18 protein-coding genes are annotated in these 16,642 nt (G+C 67.5%); 14 read left to right on the top strand and 4 right to left on the bottom strand.

What is annotated here, in order from left to right; genetic code table 11:
- Positions 1-114 precede the first annotated feature (114 nt).
- Entirely contained in the window at positions 115-435 is a 321-nt protein-coding gene (locus AC3IPP_RS02280) for an Mpo1-like protein (protein WP_087138785.1), read from the top strand.
- A 227-nt stretch (positions 436-662) separates the two neighbouring features.
- Here the strand turns inward: AC3IPP_RS02280 and AC3IPP_RS02285 are convergent, their stop codons facing one another.
- Positions 663-1,226, bottom strand: coding sequence for a 3D domain-containing protein (locus AC3IPP_RS02285; RefSeq protein ID WP_489150197.1), 564 nt, complete (start codon positions 1,224-1,226; stop codon positions 663-665).
- Positions 1,227-1,620: 394 nt separating this feature from the next.
- On the opposite strand from AC3IPP_RS02285, the gene AC3IPP_RS02290 reads away from it, so the two are divergent.
- The 3 genes from AC3IPP_RS02290 to AC3IPP_RS02300 are packed head-to-tail and all read left to right on the top strand — an operon-like array spanning position 1,621 to position 3,797.
- Positions 1,621-2,652, top strand: a complete 1,032-nt coding sequence (locus tag AC3IPP_RS02290) for a phospholipase C/P1 nuclease family protein (protein ID WP_489150198.1) — start codon at positions 1,621-1,623, stop codon at positions 2,650-2,652.
- A gap of 39 nt (positions 2,653-2,691) precedes the next feature.
- Positions 2,692-3,477, top strand: a complete 786-nt coding sequence (locus AC3IPP_RS02295) for an RNA methyltransferase (protein WP_489150199.1) — start codon at positions 2,692-2,694, stop codon at positions 3,475-3,477.
- Positions 3,474-3,797, top strand: coding sequence for a YnfA family protein (locus AC3IPP_RS02300; RefSeq protein WP_087138781.1), 324 nt, complete (start codon positions 3,474-3,476; stop codon positions 3,795-3,797). Before AC3IPP_RS02295 ends, AC3IPP_RS02300 begins: the two co-directional genes overlap by 4 nt.
- Here AC3IPP_RS02300 and AC3IPP_RS02305 read toward each other — a convergent pair.
- Together AC3IPP_RS02305 and AC3IPP_RS02310 are read right to left on the bottom strand one after the other, a co-directional pair.
- Entirely contained in the window at positions 3,794-4,495 is a 702-nt protein-coding gene (locus tag AC3IPP_RS02305; protein WP_489150200.1) for an NAD-dependent deacylase, read from the bottom strand. The two genes, AC3IPP_RS02300 and AC3IPP_RS02305, sit on opposite strands and share 4 nt — an antisense overlap.
- Positions 4,492-5,379, bottom strand: a complete 888-nt coding sequence (locus AC3IPP_RS02310; RefSeq protein ID WP_489150201.1) for a LysR family transcriptional regulator — start codon at positions 5,377-5,379, stop codon at positions 4,492-4,494. The genes AC3IPP_RS02305 and AC3IPP_RS02310 overlap by 4 nt, the downstream gene beginning before the upstream one ends.
- A 173-nt stretch (positions 5,380-5,552) precedes the next feature.
- Between AC3IPP_RS02310 and AC3IPP_RS02315 the strand changes: the two genes are divergently transcribed.
- The 8 genes from AC3IPP_RS02315 to AC3IPP_RS02350 all read left to right on the top strand — a co-directional run bounded on the left by AC3IPP_RS02315 (position 5,553) and on the right by AC3IPP_RS02350 (position 13,117).
- Positions 5,553-6,659, top strand: coding sequence for an S-(hydroxymethyl)glutathione dehydrogenase/class III alcohol dehydrogenase (locus AC3IPP_RS02315; protein ID WP_489150202.1), 1,107 nt, complete (start codon positions 5,553-5,555; stop codon positions 6,657-6,659).
- A gap of 15 nt (positions 6,660-6,674) precedes the next feature.
- A complete protein-coding gene (locus AC3IPP_RS02320) occupies positions 6,675-7,139 on the top strand; it encodes a GFA family protein (protein WP_489150203.1) in 465 nt (154 codons plus the stop codon).
- 103 nt (positions 7,140-7,242) lie between these two features.
- Entirely contained in the window at positions 7,243-7,629 is a 387-nt protein-coding gene (locus tag AC3IPP_RS02325; RefSeq protein WP_087138776.1) for a VOC family protein, read from the top strand.
- A gap of 8 nt (positions 7,630-7,637) precedes the next feature.
- Positions 7,638-8,192 carry a hypothetical protein gene (locus tag AC3IPP_RS02330; RefSeq protein WP_489150204.1) on the top strand — a complete coding sequence of 185 codons (555 nt, stop codon included), beginning with the start codon at positions 7,638-7,640 and terminating at the stop codon, positions 8,190-8,192.
- 17 nt (positions 8,193-8,209) lie between these two features.
- The gene (gene fghA / locus AC3IPP_RS02335) at positions 8,210-9,043 is read left to right on the top strand and encodes an S-formylglutathione hydrolase (protein ID WP_489150205.1); all 834 of its coding nucleotides are present in this window, start codon (positions 8,210-8,212) and stop codon (positions 9,041-9,043) included.
- Positions 9,044-9,048: 5 nt separating this feature from the next.
- On the top strand, positions 9,049-9,276 hold the full coding sequence (locus tag AC3IPP_RS02340; RefSeq protein ID WP_024354558.1) for a hypothetical protein: 228 nt from the start codon (positions 9,049-9,051) through the stop codon (positions 9,274-9,276).
- Between the two features lie 113 nt (positions 9,277-9,389).
- Positions 9,390-11,225: a DUF885 domain-containing protein gene (locus AC3IPP_RS02345; RefSeq protein ID WP_489150206.1), complete on the top strand. Its 1,836-nt coding sequence runs from the start codon at positions 9,390-9,392 to the stop codon at positions 11,223-11,225.
- Between the two features lie 95 nt (positions 11,226-11,320).
- On the top strand, positions 11,321-13,117 hold the full coding sequence (locus AC3IPP_RS02350; RefSeq protein ID WP_489150207.1) for a DUF885 domain-containing protein: 1,797 nt from the start codon (positions 11,321-11,323) through the stop codon (positions 13,115-13,117).
- Between the two features lie 80 nt (positions 13,118-13,197).
- Here the strand turns inward: AC3IPP_RS02350 and AC3IPP_RS02355 are convergent, their stop codons facing one another.
- Positions 13,198-14,322 (bottom strand): DUF1176 domain-containing protein, encoded by a 1,125-nt coding sequence (locus tag AC3IPP_RS02355; protein WP_489150208.1) that lies wholly within the window; start codon positions 14,320-14,322, stop codon positions 13,198-13,200.
- A gap of 193 nt (positions 14,323-14,515) precedes the next feature.
- Here AC3IPP_RS02355 and AC3IPP_RS02360 point away from each other — a divergent pair, with 193 nt between their 5' ends.
- Positions 14,516-15,736, top strand: a complete 1,221-nt coding sequence (locus AC3IPP_RS02360) for an NADP-dependent isocitrate dehydrogenase (RefSeq protein WP_489150209.1) — start codon at positions 14,516-14,518, stop codon at positions 15,734-15,736.
- 207 nt (positions 15,737-15,943) lie between these two features.
- Positions 15,944-16,495, top strand: a complete 552-nt coding sequence (locus AC3IPP_RS02365) for a DUF2939 domain-containing protein (RefSeq protein WP_489150210.1) — start codon at positions 15,944-15,946, stop codon at positions 16,493-16,495.
- The last annotated feature ends 147 nt before the right edge of the window (positions 16,496-16,642 follow it).

Consider the following 16,642-nt stretch of genomic DNA (forward strand, 5'->3'; position numbering starts at 1 on the left):
TCATGTGTCCGCGCGCTTCCGGCCAAAGCACTGGGTCCCCGCCTCCGCGGGGATGAGCGGTGTGGTCGGGGCGAGCGACTTGCCCCCGGTGCGATCCGGGGGCAGGCTGGGGCCATGAGCATCGAGCAACCCCAAGGGCGGTATGCCTCGTTCGAGGCCTTCTACCCCTATTACATCCATGAGCACTCCAACCGGACGTGCCGCCGCATTCATGTGGTCGGGACGGGGCTGGTGATCGCGGCCTTTCTGGCCTTCTGCTTCACCTTGAACGCCTGGTGGCTGCTGGCCATGCCGCTGGTCGGCTACGGCTTCGCCTGGGTGGGGCATTTCTTCTTCGAGAAGAACCGGCCCGCGACGTTCAAATATCCGCTGTGGAGCCTGATGGGCGACTTCCGCCTGTTCTTCGAGACGGTCCGCGGCAAGCGGAAGTTCTGACACTGTTTCCCTCCCCATGAAATGGGGAGGGGGACCGCGACCCGAAGGGCGGCGCGGAGCAGCCAAGCGGTGGAGGGGCGGCGGTTAGGCTTTAGGGCGCGGAACCAAGCAGCCCCTCCGTCTCGGCGGCTTCGCCGCCGATCCACCTCCCCACTACGTAGGGAGGAGAACGAAAAAGGGCGGCCGGTTCGATCCGGCCGCCCTTTTTGTCGTCAGGCTGAAAAGCCTTAGTTCGAGGCCGTTTCCCACGCCGGGGGGCAGCCGTCGAAATCGCCCGCGTCGGCGATGGTCAGGGTCTTCATGTTCAGGCTCATGGCCGGGCGCATCGAGGCGCGGCCGTGGCCGGTGTACAGGTCGATCTTGGCGCCCTTGATCGCGCCGCCGGTGTCGGAGGCGTACCAGTAGCCGTCGTGCACCGTGCCGTCGGCCATCTGCAGGCCGACCGTCTCGCGGATGAACAGCTTGGTGCGACGCGGGATGACGCGCGGGTCGACCGCGACCGTGCGCATCGGAATCGGGCGGCAACCCAGGGAATCGTTGCCGGTCGCTCCGCCGCCGCCTGCGTGATAGAGGCGGGCCGAGGCGCGCCAGTCGGGATCGCCGGCCATCAGCTCAAGCTGTTCGGCCGACAGGTCCGCCGTTTCGGCGGAATCGATGGAACCGGGGGCCGGCGCGGCGGTTTCTACGATGGCGGCGTCGCGGGCGACGGCCGTTTCGTAAGGGACAGGCTCTCCGGACCCGGAGAAGGCCATGGTCCACAACATGGCAAGCGCGGCGGCCGTGCTCAACATCGATCAAACTTCATGCAGCACCGGTCCCGACACGCTCCGGCAGGGCGGTTTCTGACGGTGAATTGCGGCACAATTGCGGCGGATAAGATCAGTCGCTGTATCGGTAGTGGATAAGGCGCAAATGGGGCCAGTCTATCGACCGTCGCAACTAGAATATTGTGACTATAGAATATCAGTATTGAGTGATTTTAAGTTCTATACTGTCGCGACTGTCTCCATCGTTAACGACTTGATCGTGCGCGCTAACACTTTATTGGCAAGAAAAGCTGGCGATGGCGCAAAGATAACGGCGGCGTGATCGCCGTTATGGCTGACGTGATCGTCGGGTAGAGGCGGGCGCAGGAATGGGATAAGCCGTCGTTTCCCCTTCTGAAATTTCCAACGGCGCCGTTCCATGAACCGACAAGTCAAACGCCTGATGATTTCCGCCGCCGCCCTGATGCTGGTCGCGGCGCCCGCCGTTCAGGTCGAGGCCTGGGGCAGTTCGGGCCACCGGGTGATCGGCGTGGCGGCCATGCGGGCTCTGCCGGGCGACCTGCCCGCCTTCCTGCGTACGGCCGGCGCCGCCGCCGATGTCGGCGAATATTCGCGCGAGCCTGATCGCTGGAAGGGCGCGGGCCAGCCGCACGACCGTGAGCGCGACACCGCCCACTTTGTCGATATGGACGATCAGGGTCGGGTGATGGACGCGCGCGGCATGACGATGGCCGATCTGCCGCGCCTGAAATCGGAATACGACGCCGCCCTGATCCGCGCGGGTCTGGACGTAGATAAGGCGGGCTATCTGCCCTACGCCATCATGGACGCCTGGCAGAATCTGGAACGCGACTTCGCCTTTTGGCGCGTGCTGACCGCCGCCGAGGCGCGCGAGCCGGACCTGGCCAAACAGGCCTGGTACCGCGCCGACCGCGAACGCCGCGAACAGCTGATCCTGCGCGACATCGGGGTGCTGAGCCACTTCGTCGGCGATGCGTCCCAGCCGCACCACACGACCATCCATTTCAACGGCTGGGCGGGCGAGACGAACCCCGAAGGCTTCACCAAGTCGCGCCGCACCCACGGCGATTTCGAGGGCGCCTTCACCAGCCGGACCCTGCGTCTGGAAGCGGTTGAGGCGACGATGGCCCCGCCGAACGTCGAGGGCTTCGACGTGCGCGCCCGCACGGCCTCGCACCTGAATGCGACGCTGGCGACGGTCATTCCTTTCTATCGGATGGAGAAGGCGGGCGCGTTCAAGGATACGGACTCGCGCGGCGCCGTCTTCGTCAATGAGCGGCTGGCGGCCGGGGCGTCGGAACTGCGCGACTTCGTGTCGGCGGCCTGGCGCGTGTCGGCGAACAGCAGCATCGGCTGGCCTGCCGTCAAGGTCGCCGAGGTCGAGGCGGGCCGTGTCGATCCGTGGACCTCGATGGTCGGCGACGACTGACGTCTTTCGCTGGGCGGCGCGCGGGGGTAGGGGAGGCGGATGACTGAAATCACCCCTCCCGTCGTCGTCCTCGACAAGTCCCAGATGGCCGACAACATCGGCGCGGTCGCCCGCGTCATGGCCAATTTCGGCCTGTCCGAACTGCGGCTGGTCAGCCCGCGCGACGGCTGGCCGCAGGAGCGCGCCTGGGCCACGGCGTCTGGCGCCGACTGGGTGTTGGACGGGGTGAAGGTGTTCGACAGCGTGGCCGAGGCCGTCGCCGACCTGAACACCGTCTTCGCCACCACCGCTCGCCCGCGCGAGACGCGCCAGCCGGTCCGCACCCCGCGTGAGAGCGCCCGCATCCTGTATGACGACACAGCCTCGGGCCTGAAGACGGGCCTGCTGTTCGGCGGCGAACGGGCGGGGCTGGAGACCGGAGACATCGCCCTGTGCGCCGGGATCACCACCATCCCGATCGACCCCAAGCACCACTCGCTGAACCTGGCGCAGGCGGTGGCGATCAACGCCTATGAGTGGCGCACCCTGATCCTGGACGCCCCGCCGCCGCGCTTCCGCGAGGGCGAGCCGCCCGCGTCGAACGACCTGCTGCTGGGCATGTACGAGCATCTGGAGGCGGAACTGGACAACGGCGGCTTCTTCTATCCGCCCGAGAAGAAGCGCTCGATGAGCCAGAACCTGCGCGTCATGCTGGGCCGCGCCGCCTTCACCGAGAAGGAGGTCGCCACCATGCGCGGCGCCATCCACGCCCTGGCCAAGGGGCGGGGACGCGTGCTGGCCAAGCTGGCCGCCGAGCGGGCTGAGGCGGCGAAGAAGGGGGAGTGAAACTCGCCCTCGTCTATCCCCTGGCCGCCCTCGCCGAGATCGGCGGCTGTTTCGCCTTCTGGGCCTGGCTGAAGCTGGATCGCTCGCCGTGGTGGCTGGCGCCGGGCGTGCTCAGTCTGATCGCCTTCGCGTGGCTGTTGACGCTGGTTCCGGCCGAGACGGCAGGGCGGGCGTTCGCGGCCTATGGCGGGGTCTATATCGTGGCGTCGCTGGCGTGGATGGCGCTGGTCGAGAAGACGTCGCCGGACCGCTGGGACGTCATCGGCGGGGCGGTCTGTTTGATCGGCGCGGCGATCATCCTGTTCGGGCCGAGGGGTTAGAGCGCGCCGAAGAAGGCGGGCACGGCCTCGGTGGCGGGGCCGTAGACGCCTTCGTCGAACAGGCCTGCGCCCTGCGTCGGCTCCAGGTTGATCTCCACCGTCCGCGCCCCGGCCATGCGCGCCAACTGCACGAAGCCCGCCGCCGGATAGACTGCGCCCGAGGTGCCGATGGAGACGAACAGGTCGCATCGCGCCAACGCCGCCTCGATCCGCTCCATCTCCAGCGGGATTTCGCCGAACCAGACGATGTGCGGCCGCAGGGTTCCATGCGGATGATGGGGCGAGGCGTGGGCGGGTTCCAGGTCGCCGTCCCAGTCGCAGACGACGCCCGAGGCGGTGCAGCGCGCCTTCTTCAGCTCGCCGTGCATGTGGATCAGCTCGAAGCCCGGCGCGGGCGGCGTGTCCACGTGCGCCCTGTCGTGCAGGTCGTCGACGTTCTGCGTCACCAGCAGGAAGTCGCCCGTCCACCGCGCCGCCAGATCGGCCAGCGCCCGGTGCGCGGCGTTGGGGTGGACGGTGGCCAGTTGGCGGCGGCGCTGGTTGTAGAAGTCCTGCACAAGGGCGGGGTCAGCGGCGAAGCCCTCGGGCGTGGCGACGGCCTCGACGCGATGCCCTTCCCACAGGCCGTCGGAGGCACGGAACGTCGGCACGCCGCTCTCGGCCGAGACGCCGGCGCCGGTCAGGATGACGAGGTTCATGCAGGGCTCCTTGGTGCGGACAGGCGGCCGTGCAGCCAGTCGATCATGGCGCGGACCTTGGGCGGGACGTGGCGGGGATGGGGGTGGACGGCCCAGACGCCTTCGTCGGGCGGGCGGGCCTCGTCCAGCAGGGAGACGAGCGCGCCCGAGGTCAGGGCTTCGGCGACGTAGAAGTCGGGCAGCTGGCACAGGCCGAGGCCTTGCAGCGCAGCGTCCAGCACCGCCGCGCCGGAGTTGCAGCGCCAGCGGCCGGTGGGGCGAAGGCTGACCTCGCGGCCCGCCTCGGTGAAGCGCCAGTGCTCGGCCGAGCCGATCAGGCCGTCGTGGCTGGCGATCTCGGACAGGTCGCGCGGGGCGCCGCGACGGGCCAGATAGTCGGGGCTGGCGCACAGGATCAGCCGCCGCGACGCCAGACGGCGCGCCATCAGCCGGGAGTCGGTCAGGTGGCCGAACCGCACCGCCAGATCATAGCCGTCGCCGACCAGATCGCGCAGGCGGTTGTCGAGGTCGAGTTCGATCCGCAGCTCGGGGTTCTGGCGCGCGAAGGCGTTGACGGCGGGGGCGATGAACCGCTCGCCATAGGAGACCGAGCAGGTCATCCGCAGCAGGCCGCGCGGGGCCTGATCGTCCGGCTGGACGGCGGCCAGGGCCTCGTCGCGTTCGTCGATCAGGCGGCGGCAGCGGGACAGGAAGTCGCGGCCTGCGTCGGTCAGCTCGACCCGGCGGGTGGTGCGGTGGAGCAGGCGCGTTTGAAGGCGATCCTCCAGCCGGGCGATCTCGCGGCTGACGGCAGAGGTCGACAGGCCCAGGCGCCGGGCGGCGGCCGAGAAGCTGGCCTGTTCGGCGACAGCGGTGAATTCGTCGATCCCGTCCCAGCGGCTCATGGGGACGTTGGATCAGGATTATTGCTGTACAGCAATAATGTTTTGCGGTTGTCGCCGTTTCGACCCAGCCGCATCGGGCGTAGTAAGGTCGCCAAATCACCCGCCCACCTCATGTCCCCGAAGCAGCGAGCGACCGCGTCGCGAGCGATAGGGACGTCCGAAGGACCTGCATCATGAAGACCCGCGCCGCCGTCGCGTTCGAAGCCAAACGCCCGCTAGAGATCGTCGAGGTCGATCTGGATGGTCCGCGCTTTGGCGAGGTGCTGATCGAGATCAAGGCGACCGGCGTGTGCCACACCGACGCCTATACGCTGGACGGGTTGGACTCTGAGGGCATCTTCCCCTCGATCCTGGGCCACGAAGGCGCAGGCGTGGTGGTTGAGGTGGGGCCGGGCGTGACCTCGTTGGCCGTCGGCGATCACGTCATCCCGCTGTACACGCCGGAATGCCGCCAGTGTAAGTCGTGCCTGAGCCGCAAGACCAACCTGTGCACCTCGATCCGAGGCACGCAGGGCAAGGGCCTGATGCCCGACGGCACCAGCCGCTTTTCCTACAAGGGGCAGGCGATCGCCCACTACATGGGCTGCTCGACCTTCTCGAACTACACGGTCCTGCCCGAGATCGCGGTGGCGAAAATCCGCAAGGACGCCCCCTTCGACAAGGCCTGCTACGTCGGCTGCGGCGTGACGACCGGCGTGGGCGCGGTGGTCAACACGGCCAAGGTCGAGCCGGGCGCCAACGCCGTGGTCTTCGGTCTGGGCGGCATCGGCCTGAACGTCATTCAGGGGCTGAAGATGGTCGGGGCCGACATGATCATCGGCGTCGACATCAACAGCGACAAGGAGGAGTGGGGCCGTCGCTTCGGCATGACCCACTTCGTCAACCCGAAGGACGTGTCGGACGTGGTGGCCCATCTGGTCGAGATGACCGGCGGCGGCGCCGACTACACCTTCGACTGCACCGGCAACACCGTGGTCATGCGGCAGGCGCTGGAAGCCTGCCATCGCGGCTGGGGCGAGAGCGTCGTCATCGGCGTGGCCGAGGCCGGCAAGGAGATCTCGACCCGTCCGTTCCAACTGGTCACCGGCCGCGTCTGGAAGGGCTCGGCCTTCGGCGGCGCGCGCGGCCGCACCGACACGCCGAAGATCGTCGACTGGTACATGGACGGCAAGATCGAGATCGACCCGATGATCACCCATACCCTGCCGCTGGAACGCATCAACGAGGCCTTCGATCTGATGCATGAAGGCAAGAGCATCCGTTCGGTCATCGTCTTCTAAGAGAGGGGTTCAGCCATGGGCGACTGGAAACTGCCGTGGACGGGGGGCTGCCTCTGCGGGCAGGTGAGAGTTCGTGTCGCCCAGGCTCCGGTCTTCGCTGCGGCCTGCCATTGCCGCGCCTGTCAGAAGCTGACGGGCGGCGCCTATTCGCTGAGTCTGATGCTGCCCAGCGAGGGGCTGACGGTCGAGGGCGAGACGGAGATCGGCGGCCTGCACAACCCCGTGCCGGAGCATCACTTCTGTCCGTCGTGCAAGACCTGGCTGTTCACGCGCGGCATCGCCGGGGGGCAGTTCGTCAATCTGAGGCCCAGCCTGCTGGACGATGGGGCGTGGGTCGTTCCCTATGCCGACACCTGGACGACGCAACGCCTGCCGGGCGTGCAGTCGGGGGCCAGGGTCGGCTATCCCGAGTTCCCGCCGCCTGAGGACTATGGCGTTCTGATAGGCGCCTACGCTCGTGAAGGCGCGCGTCCCGATTGAGGTCGCACTGAGCAGGTGCAGCAAAGTTCGTTGCCAAAGGAAACCTTGCCGGCTTAGCTTGCCGCGCCCGGCGAACCGTCCGGGCGGATCTGGGAGGATCAACATGTTCACTCACGTCACGCTTGGAGCCAACGACGTCGAGGCGTCGCGCAAATTCTATGACGCGGTTCTGGGGGCCTTGGGCCACCAACCGGGCACGTTGAGCGACGTACCCATGCCGGGCGTCTGGTATATGACGCCGCGCGGGATGCTGGGCGTGGTCAAGCCGCGCGACGGTCAGGCCGCCTGTCACGCCAACGGCGGCACCATCGGCTTTTTCGCCAGTACCCCTGAGGCGGTCATCGCCTTCGCCGAGGCCGGGGTTGCGGCGGGCGGCGTGGCGATCGAAGATCCGGCCGGGCCGCGTAATTCGCCCTTTGGCCCCATGCACCTGGCCTATCTGCGCGATCCGTCTGGCAACAAGATCTGCGCCGTTCACCGGCCGGGCTGAGGATTGAGATGATGAAGGCGAAGGCGGCGATTGCGTCGATCCTGGCCGTTCTGGCCATCGGGGCGCTCGCCGCCTGCAGTCCGGGCGGGAGCGACGCGCCCGCCGAGGCGTCGGCGCAGGCCTGGGTCCGCAAGAAGGTGGTGCTGTATCTGCCGGACCGGGTGATGAAGGAGCGGGTGGAGATCGCCGATCTGTCGCCCTATCTGGCGGCTGTGGATGAGGCGGTCGCCGCCGCCGCCAAGGCCCAGCCGACGCAAGATGGCGCGTCCGGCATGATGCTGCTGATGGTCAAGCCGGGCGAGCGGTCCAGGGCCTGGATCGTCACGGGCGAGCCGGCGATGAAGCCGGATGTCATCGAGGCGCTGACCGCCGCCGCCGGAGCGGTTCCGGCGCCGTCGGTGCGGCAGGCGCCGATCCTGGTCGGCCTGCAGTTCGAGGCCTGGGGCGGCGGCGCCCAGCCCGAAGGCGCGGTCGCCCCGATCCCGCGCGACTGGTACGCGCATTTCTCTGAAGACGGCGGCGTTCTTGATGACGCCCTGATGGCCAGGGTCTGGCCGGACTGATCTGGAGTTTGAGTCCTATGGAAACGGTCAAGAGCCACGTCGTTCACGGCGGGACGCTGCGCTATCTGAAGCACGACAGCGCGACGACGGGCACGCCCATGACGCTGTCGGTCTTTGTTCCGGCGGGGGAAGGGCCGTTTCCGGTCCTGATCTGGCTGTCGGGCCTGACCTGCACCGAGGACAACTTCACCACCAAGGCCGGAGCCTATAAGGCCGCCGCCGCGCACGGCGTCATCATCGTCGCGCCCGACACCAGTCCGCGCGGGGAAGGGGTGGCTGACGACGCCGCTTATGATCTGGGGCAGGGCGCGGGCTTCTATGTCGATGCGACCGAGGCGCCGTGGGCGCCGCATTTCCGCATGGAGAGCTATGTCACCGGCGAGCTGATCGATCTGATCGACAGCGAATTCCCGACGACGAAGACGCGCTCGATCTTCGGTCATTCGATGGGCGGGCATGGGGCGCTGACGCTGGCGCTGCGTCATCCCGAACTGTTCCGGTCGGTGTCGGCCTTTGCGCCGATTGCGTCGCCGACGCGCTGTCCCTGGGGCGAAAAGGCCTTCACCGCCTATCTGGGCGAGGACCGGGCGGAATGGGCCAAGCATGACGCGGCCCTGCTGATCGAGGGCGGAGCGGCGAAAGGCGTCTTCGACGACATTCTGGTGGATCAGGGCGACGCCGATTCCTTCCTGACTGATCAGTTGAAGCCGGAACTGCTGAAGGCGGCGGCGGAAAAGGCCGGACAGGGGCTGACCCTGAGGATGCAGCCGGGCTATGACCACTCCTACTTCTTCATGGCCAGCTTTGTGGACGACCATGTGGCCTTCCACGCCAAGCGGCTGAAAGCCTGAGTGTGATGACCGACGCCGCCCCCGATTTCGATTCCATGTTCGCGGACCTGTGCAACCAGGTCGGCTTCTGCCTGCATGAAAAGGGGCAGAAGAAGGTGATCGCCGCCCTGCCCAAGGGGTTGGACGCCGCCATGCGCGCCGTCTTCGCCGCCGAGGGCGTGGACGAGCCGAACGCGCCGGGCGATCTGAAACGCGCCGTGCGCGACTGCATCAAGGCCCATGTGAAGCGCTGAGAACGCGCTGGACGACGAATGACGCAGACTTAATCCGCAAGGCGACGATGAAGCCTTGCGGGCGGCCATCGCTTCGCTAGCATCCCGGCCCATCGCTTTTGGGAGGAAAGCTCATGATGGATCGCCGCCGCCTGCTGATGTCGGTCGCCGCCGGGGGGGCGCTGGCCGCCGTCGGCCCGGTTCGCGCCTTGGCCTCAACAGTTTTGACGCAAGCCGCCCCGAACGCCGCAACGACGGCGTTCCATGCCCTGCTGGACCGCATCGCTGATGAGATGCTGCTGTCGGACCCGGAACTGCTGACCATGCTGGGCATGGACCGGGGACCGAAGGCCGACGCCCGATTCAAGCTGAGCGATCGTTCCCAGGCCAAGATCGACGCGGACAAGGCCAAGTTCACCGACGGCATGAAGGCGGTGAAGGCCATCGATCGGGGGCAACTGAACGCCGCGGATCAGATCTATTACGACACGCTGGAATTCTTCGGCGACACGGTGATGACGGGCTACGGCTTCCCTTACGGCGGCGGCTTCTCGCCATCGCCCTACACCGTCAGCCAGCTGGGCGGGGCCTATCAGCAGATCCCGGACTTCCTGGACAGCCAGCACCGGATCGAGACGGCCGACGACGCCGAGGCCTATCTGTCGCGCCTGTCCGAGTTCGCCAAGGGCATGGACGCCGAGCGGGCGCGGATGCAGGCGGACTTCGCCGCCGGGGCCGTGCCGCCGGACTTTGTCATCGACCGCACCCTGACCCAGATGGGCGCCATCACCGGCACGACCGTGGCCGAGTCGGTCATGAGCCAGTCGATCGCCCGCCGCACGGCCGAGAAGGACATTTCCGGCGACTGGGCCGCGCGGGCCCAGGCCATCCTGACCAATGAGGTCTATCCGGCCATCCAGCGCCAGGCCGATGCCTTCAAGGCCGTGCGTTCCGGCGCGACCCATGACGGCGGCGTGTGGCGCCTGCCGCAGGGCGAGGACTACTATCGCTTCGGGCTGCAGTACTACACCACCTCCTCGATGACCCCGGACGAGGTGCATCAGATGGGGCTGGAGCAGGTGGCGGAGATTTCCGCGCGCGCGGACGCCCTGCTGAAGGCGCAGGGGCTGACGCAGGGCTCGGTCGGCGAGCGGATCGCGGCGCTGGGCAAGGATCCCCGCTTTGTCTATCCGAACACGGACGAGGCCAAGGACGAGCTGATCAAGGAGCTGAACGTCCAGATGGTCGCCATGCAGGCGCGCATGCCGGAGTATTTCGGCCGCCTGCCCAAGTCGCCGTGCGACATCAAGCGCGTGCCGGCCGCCATCGAGGCCGGTGCGCCCGGCGGCTACTATCAGTCGCCGGCCCTGGATGGGTCGCGACCGGGCGCCTATTACATCAATCTGCGCGACACGGCGGAATGGCCCAAGTGGACCCTGCCGACCCTGACCTATCACGAGGCGGTGCCGGGCCATCACTTCCAGATCGCCCTGCAGCAGGAGAAGCCGGACACCCCGCTGCTGATGAAGGTCATGGGCTTCTCGGCCTATTCCGAGGGCTGGGGCCTGTATTCGGAGCAGCTGGCGGACGAGATCGGCGCCTATGAGAACGACCCCTTCGGTCAGATCGGCTATCTGCAGTCGCTGATGTTCCGCGCGGCGCGCCTGGTCGTGGACTCTGGTCTGCACCACAAGCGCTGGAGCCGCGAACAGGGCATCCGCTACATGGTCGACACCCTGGGCGATCAGGAATCCAGCATCGCCACCGAGGTCGAACGCTACTGCGTCTGGCCGGGCCAGGCGTCCAGCTACAAGGTCGGCCACACCACCTGGGTCAAGCTGCGTGAAGACGCCAAGCGCCGTCTGGGATCGCGCTTCGACATCAAGGGCTTCCATGACACGGGCCTGAACCTGGGCGGGGTGCCGCTGACGGTTCTGGAGCGGACCATGAACGCCTGGACCCCGGCCTGACGGGCTTGATCTCATACGGACGCGCCGGTCCGTCATTTCAGTATGCTTTGGGAGCAGCGTCCGGCGCGGCGCGGCTCCGTTGGGGGAATATCCGAATGATCGACCGCCGCCGCCTTCTTCTGACCGCCGCCGCGACCGCCATGGCCGCGCCTTCGCTGGCGCAAGCCGCCGCCGCTGTCACCGATGCCGATACGCGCCTGAACGCCTTGCTGGACGGCTGGTTCGAGGCCGACATCGACGAGTCGCCCGAGCGCGCCACCAACCTGGGCCTGGACAAGGGCGCCCGCGCGGGCCTGTCGTCCAAGCTGAGCGAAGCCGGGCCGGACGCCATCCGCAAGGATCGCGACAAGGCGGTCAGCCGCTGGGCCGAACTGCGCGCCTTCGACCAGACCGGCCTGTCCGAGGCCGGGGCGCTGAACTACGCCATCGCCTCTTTCGGGCGTCAGACCTCAGCCGAGACCGCGCGCTTCGCCTACGGCGCCGGGCCGGGCCGCCCGTCCCCCTATGTCGTGACCCAGCTGTCGGGCGGCTATTTCTCGACGCCCGACTTCATGGATAACCAGCACCGCATCGAGGATGCGGCGGGCGCCGACGCCTTCCTGTCGCGTCTGGACGCCTTCGCCGGCGTGCTGGACGGCGAGACGGCCAAGATCCGCGAGGACGCCGGTCAGGGCGTTATTCCGCCTGACTTCATCATCGACCGCATGCTGCCGCAGATCCGCACCCTGCGCGATACGTCGGCCGCCGACATGTCCATGATCAAGTCCCTGGCCCGCAAGGCCGGGGCGTTGAACCTGTCGGGTTATGACGCGCGCGCCGTCGCCCTGGTCGATCAGAAGATCAAGCCTGCCCTGGCCCGCCAGATCGAGGCGCTGGAGGCGATCCGCCCCGACGCCGTGCACGATGCGGGCGTGTGGCGCCTGCCGGACGGCGAGGCCTTCTACGCCGCCGGGCTGAAGTCGAACACGACGACTACGCTCTCGGCCAAGGAAATCCACGCCATGGGCCGCGAGCAGGTGGCCGAGATCACCGCCGAGATCGACGGCATCCTGAAGTCGCAGGGCTATACTCAGGGTACGGTGGGCGAACGCGTTCAGGCCCTGAACAAGGACCCCGCCCAGTTGTTCCCCAACACGGACGCGGGCAAGGCAGAGCTGCTGGCCTGGCTGAACGAACAGGTCGCCGCGCTGGAACCGAAGCTGCCCGCCGTCTTCGGCCGCCTGCCCAAGACCCATGTCGAGGTTCGCCGCGTGCCGGTGTCGATCCAGTCGGGCGCGCCGGGCGGCTATTATCAAGGACCGCCGCTGGATGGCTCGCGTCCGGGCGCCTACTACATCAACCTGCGCGACAGCGGGAACTGGCCGAAGTTCGCCCTGCCGACCCTGACCTATCACGAGGCCTCGCCGGGCCACCACCTGCAGGTGGCGCTGCAGCGCGAGTCGGGCGACCTGCCGCAGTGGCGCCGTGCGGGCGGCTTCTCGGCCTACAACGAAGGCTGGGCGCTGTACGCCGAGGCGGTCGCGGCGGACGATCTGGACGCCTACGCCACCGATCCGCTGGGCCGGGTGGGCTTCCTGATGTCCTATCTGTTCCGCGCAGTGCGTCTGGTGGTCGACACCGGCATCCACTCCGAACGCTGGAGCCGCGAACAGGCGGTCGACTACATGGCGGCCTCGGGCGCCAAGCCGCTGGACGCCTCCAACAGCGAGATCAACCGCTACTCGGTCTGGCCGGGCCAGGCCTGCTCCTACAAGGTCGGCCACACGGTCATCGCCCGTCTGCGCAAGGAAGCCGAAGCCAAGCCGGGCTTCGACCTGCGCGCCTTCCACGACAAAGTGCTGGGCAGCGGCTCCCTGCCGCTGGCGGTGCTGGAAGGGCGTATGCGCGCCTGACGCGCCTCTGAGCCTGGAACGAATGACGGCCCGGACGTTCGCGCGTCCGGGCCGTTTTCATGTCCGACGGCGCGAGGCGGTCAGGTCGTCGCGCGCCAGGTGGTCGGCCACAGATCCTGCGGCACGGCGGTGCAGCTGGGCATTTCCTTCTCGTCCAGCAGGGCGAAGCGTTCGCCGGTCCAGGCCCAGGTCCCCATGCGGCCGCAGTCGCCGATCCCGCGTCCACGGCCGAAGGCGAACAGGGTGCGGGTCTTGGGGTCATAGCGGCTGTTGACCAGTTCGTCGTGGCTGCCCGTGGCCGTGGGGAAGACGACCGGCTGGGGCGCGGTCCTGTCCGCCGTGGTGATGAAATAGACCTGGGTGAAGTTATAGGCGCCCTCGCCGCACGGCACGCTCCACAGCAGCTTGTCGGAGGCCAGGCGGGCGACCTCGACGTCAGGCTCGAAGCGTTCGCCCTTGCGGGTTTCGGCCAGGCATTCCTTCACCTTGGGGTGGGCCAGCAGCGCCGGCGACAGGTCGTCGTGCACCAGGCCGTTCTGCGGCGCGGCGGCGGCGATCGTCACGCGCGGCGCGGCGGGGGCGGCGGGCACGCTGGAGGCCGGACGATCGCCTCGGCGGATCAGGGCGGTGGTCGTGCCCAGACGCCCCTGACGCTCGTCGATCCACAGGAAGGCGGCGGCGGCCCCGCCCAGGCTGACCTTCATCTGCTTGTCGCCGCGCCTCAGCGCCATGAAGGAGCCGTTGCCCAGGCCCTGCATCAACTGGGCCGAGGGCGTCCTGAAGGCGATGACGTCGCCTTCCTCGTCCATCTTGGTGTTCTGGCCCGCGTGGCGGCGGCCGTCGATCTCGGCGTAGACGTCGCCCTCGCCGTCCTCCAGGCCCCAGCCGCCCATGTGGACGACGGGCCGCGCCTCCGGGCCGGGCGCGAGCGAGACGAGGACGAAGCCCATCCGGTTCTCGCCCGATCCGAAGGCGACGCAGTGGTTGGTGTTATCGCAGGTGGCGGTCCAGTCGCGGAACTCGCGCGTCACGCTGGGCGGATTGGCGGCGGCGGCGGTCTGGACGGCGGGTGCGGCGGCGGCTTCAGTAGGGGCAGGCGCGGCTGGCGCTTCGGGCGTGGCGGCGGCCTCACGGCCCTTGCAGGCGGCCAGCGTCAGGGGGAGGAGGGCGACGGAGGCGGCGAACCGCAGGCGGCGAAGCGTCATCAGGCGTTCCATGCGTTTTTGATCGACCGGCGGCCTCAAGCGTAGCCGTGAAAAAGCCTAGCGGCCGAGCCGCTGTTTCGTTCCGGCCTGACGTTCGGGCCTTGCGGCTTTCGTCCCCTTTGCGCCCGCGCGCCGGGGTCGCTATATCCCCTGCACCGAATTCCTTCCCTGATTGAGAGACAGAGGCGTAAGCATGGCCAAGATCAAGGTCGCCAATCCCATCGTGGACATCGACGGCGACGAAATGACCCGGATCATCTGGCAGATGATCAAGGACAAGCTGGTCTTCCCGTACCTAGACCTCGAACTCGACTATTATGACCTCGGCATGGAAAGCCGTGACGCCACCGACGATCAGATCACGATCGACGCGGCCCACGCCATCCAGAAGCACGGCGTCGGCGTGAAGTGCGCCACCATCACCCCGGACGAGGCGCGCGTCGCCGAATTCGGCCTGAAGAAGATGTGGAAGTCGCCGAACGGCACCATCCGCAACATCCTGGGCGGCGTGGTCTTCCGCGAGCCGATCATCTGCAAGAACGTCCCGCGTCTGGTGCCGGGCTGGACCCAGCCGATCGTCGTCGGCCGTCACGCCTTCGGCGACCAGTACAAGGCGACCGACTTCCTGATGCCGGGACCGGGCGTGCTGACCATCAAGTTCGTCGGCGACGATGGCGAGGTTATCGAGCACGAGGTCTACAAGTCGCCGGGCGCCGGCGTCGCCATGGGCATGTACAACCTGGACGCCTCGATCCGCGAGTTCGCCCACGCCTCGTTCGGCTATGGCCTGAACCGCAACTACCCGGTCTATCTGTCGACCAAGAACACCATCCTGAAAGCCTACGACGGCCGCTTCAAGGACATCTTCCAGGAAGTCTTCGACGCCGACTACGCCGAGGAATTCAAGAAGCGCGGCCTGACCTATGAGCACCGTCTGATCGACGACATGGTCGCGGCCGCGATCAAGTGGTCGGGCGGTTTCGTCTGGGCGTGCAAGAACTACGACGGCGACGTGCAGTCGGACATCGTGGCGCAGGGCTTCGGTTCGCTGGGCCTGATGACCTCGGTGCTGATGACGCCGGACGGCAAGGTCATGGAAACCGAGGCCGCCCACGGCACCGTGACCCGCCACTACCGCCAGCATCAGAAGGGCGAGGCCACCTCGACCAACTCGATCGCCTCGATCTTCGCCTGGACCCGCGGCTTCAAGCACCGCGCCAAGCTGGACGGCAACACCGAGCTGGCCGAGTTCGCCAACACCCTGGAGCGCGTGGTCGTCGAGACCGTCGAGTCGGGCTTCATGACCAAGGATCTGGCCCTGCTGGTCGGCGATCAGCAGTCCTGGCTGACGACTGAAGGTTTCCTGGACAAGGTGTCCGAGAACCTGAAGAAGGCCCTGCCGGGCATCGGCTGAGTTTAGCTCAGCATGGCATCAAGGCCCGCCGGAGCGATCCGGCGGGCTTTTTTGTTGGGCGCTTATTGCGTCGGCGTGGGGACAGGGGGACGGAGCCGCGTGAAAACACGCATTGAACCCGCCCACGAACCATGTCCCTAATACTCTTGGGGATTTTGACGCTGTTTCGTCGTCGTCTCGTCGCGTTCGTAAGGCAGGGGAGGGCCGATGAACCGCAAACTGATCATTCGTCTTGGATTGGCGTCCGCCGCTGTCTTTGTGGTCGCCTACGCCGCATCGCCGCTGCTGGCGGCGCGATCGTTGGTGCAGGCGGCGAAGGTTGGGGATGAAAAGGGGCTGGAGCGTCAGGTAGACTTTCCCGCCTTCCGCGCCAGCCTGAAGGACGAGTTGAACGCCCGCATGATGGCCGAGATGCGCAACGATCCGCGCATGGCCGACAGCGGTCTGTCGGGCTTGGGGATGCTGCTGGCGCCCGCCATCGTCGGCGGGGCGGTGGACGCTTTCGTGACCCCTCAGGCCATTTCGATGATGGTGCAGGAGGGCCGCTCGCCCAAGCCCGCCCTCTCTGTCGAAACCGAGCAGGAGGCGAAGCCTGACAATGACCGGGTGCGCCAGTCGTGGGGCTATCGCGACCTGGACACCTTCGCCGTCACCCTGACGCGCGACGACCAGCCGAACGAAGCGGTGTCCCTGCTGATGAAGCGTCGCAACCTGTTCGGCTGGAAGCTGGCGGCGATCGATCTGGGGACGCCGGAGTGAAATAGTCCCTCTCCCGGCGGGAGAGGGCTTGAGCCGCACGGCGGCGCAGCCGTCGTTCTGGCGCGAAAGGGTGAGGGGCTTGTCTTGTCAGTCGGCGTCAGCCGTCGCGCGACGCCCTTCGGCCGACTTTGCCGTTGAACCCTCACC

This window comes from Brevundimonas sp. KH_060, assembly GCF_057838275.1.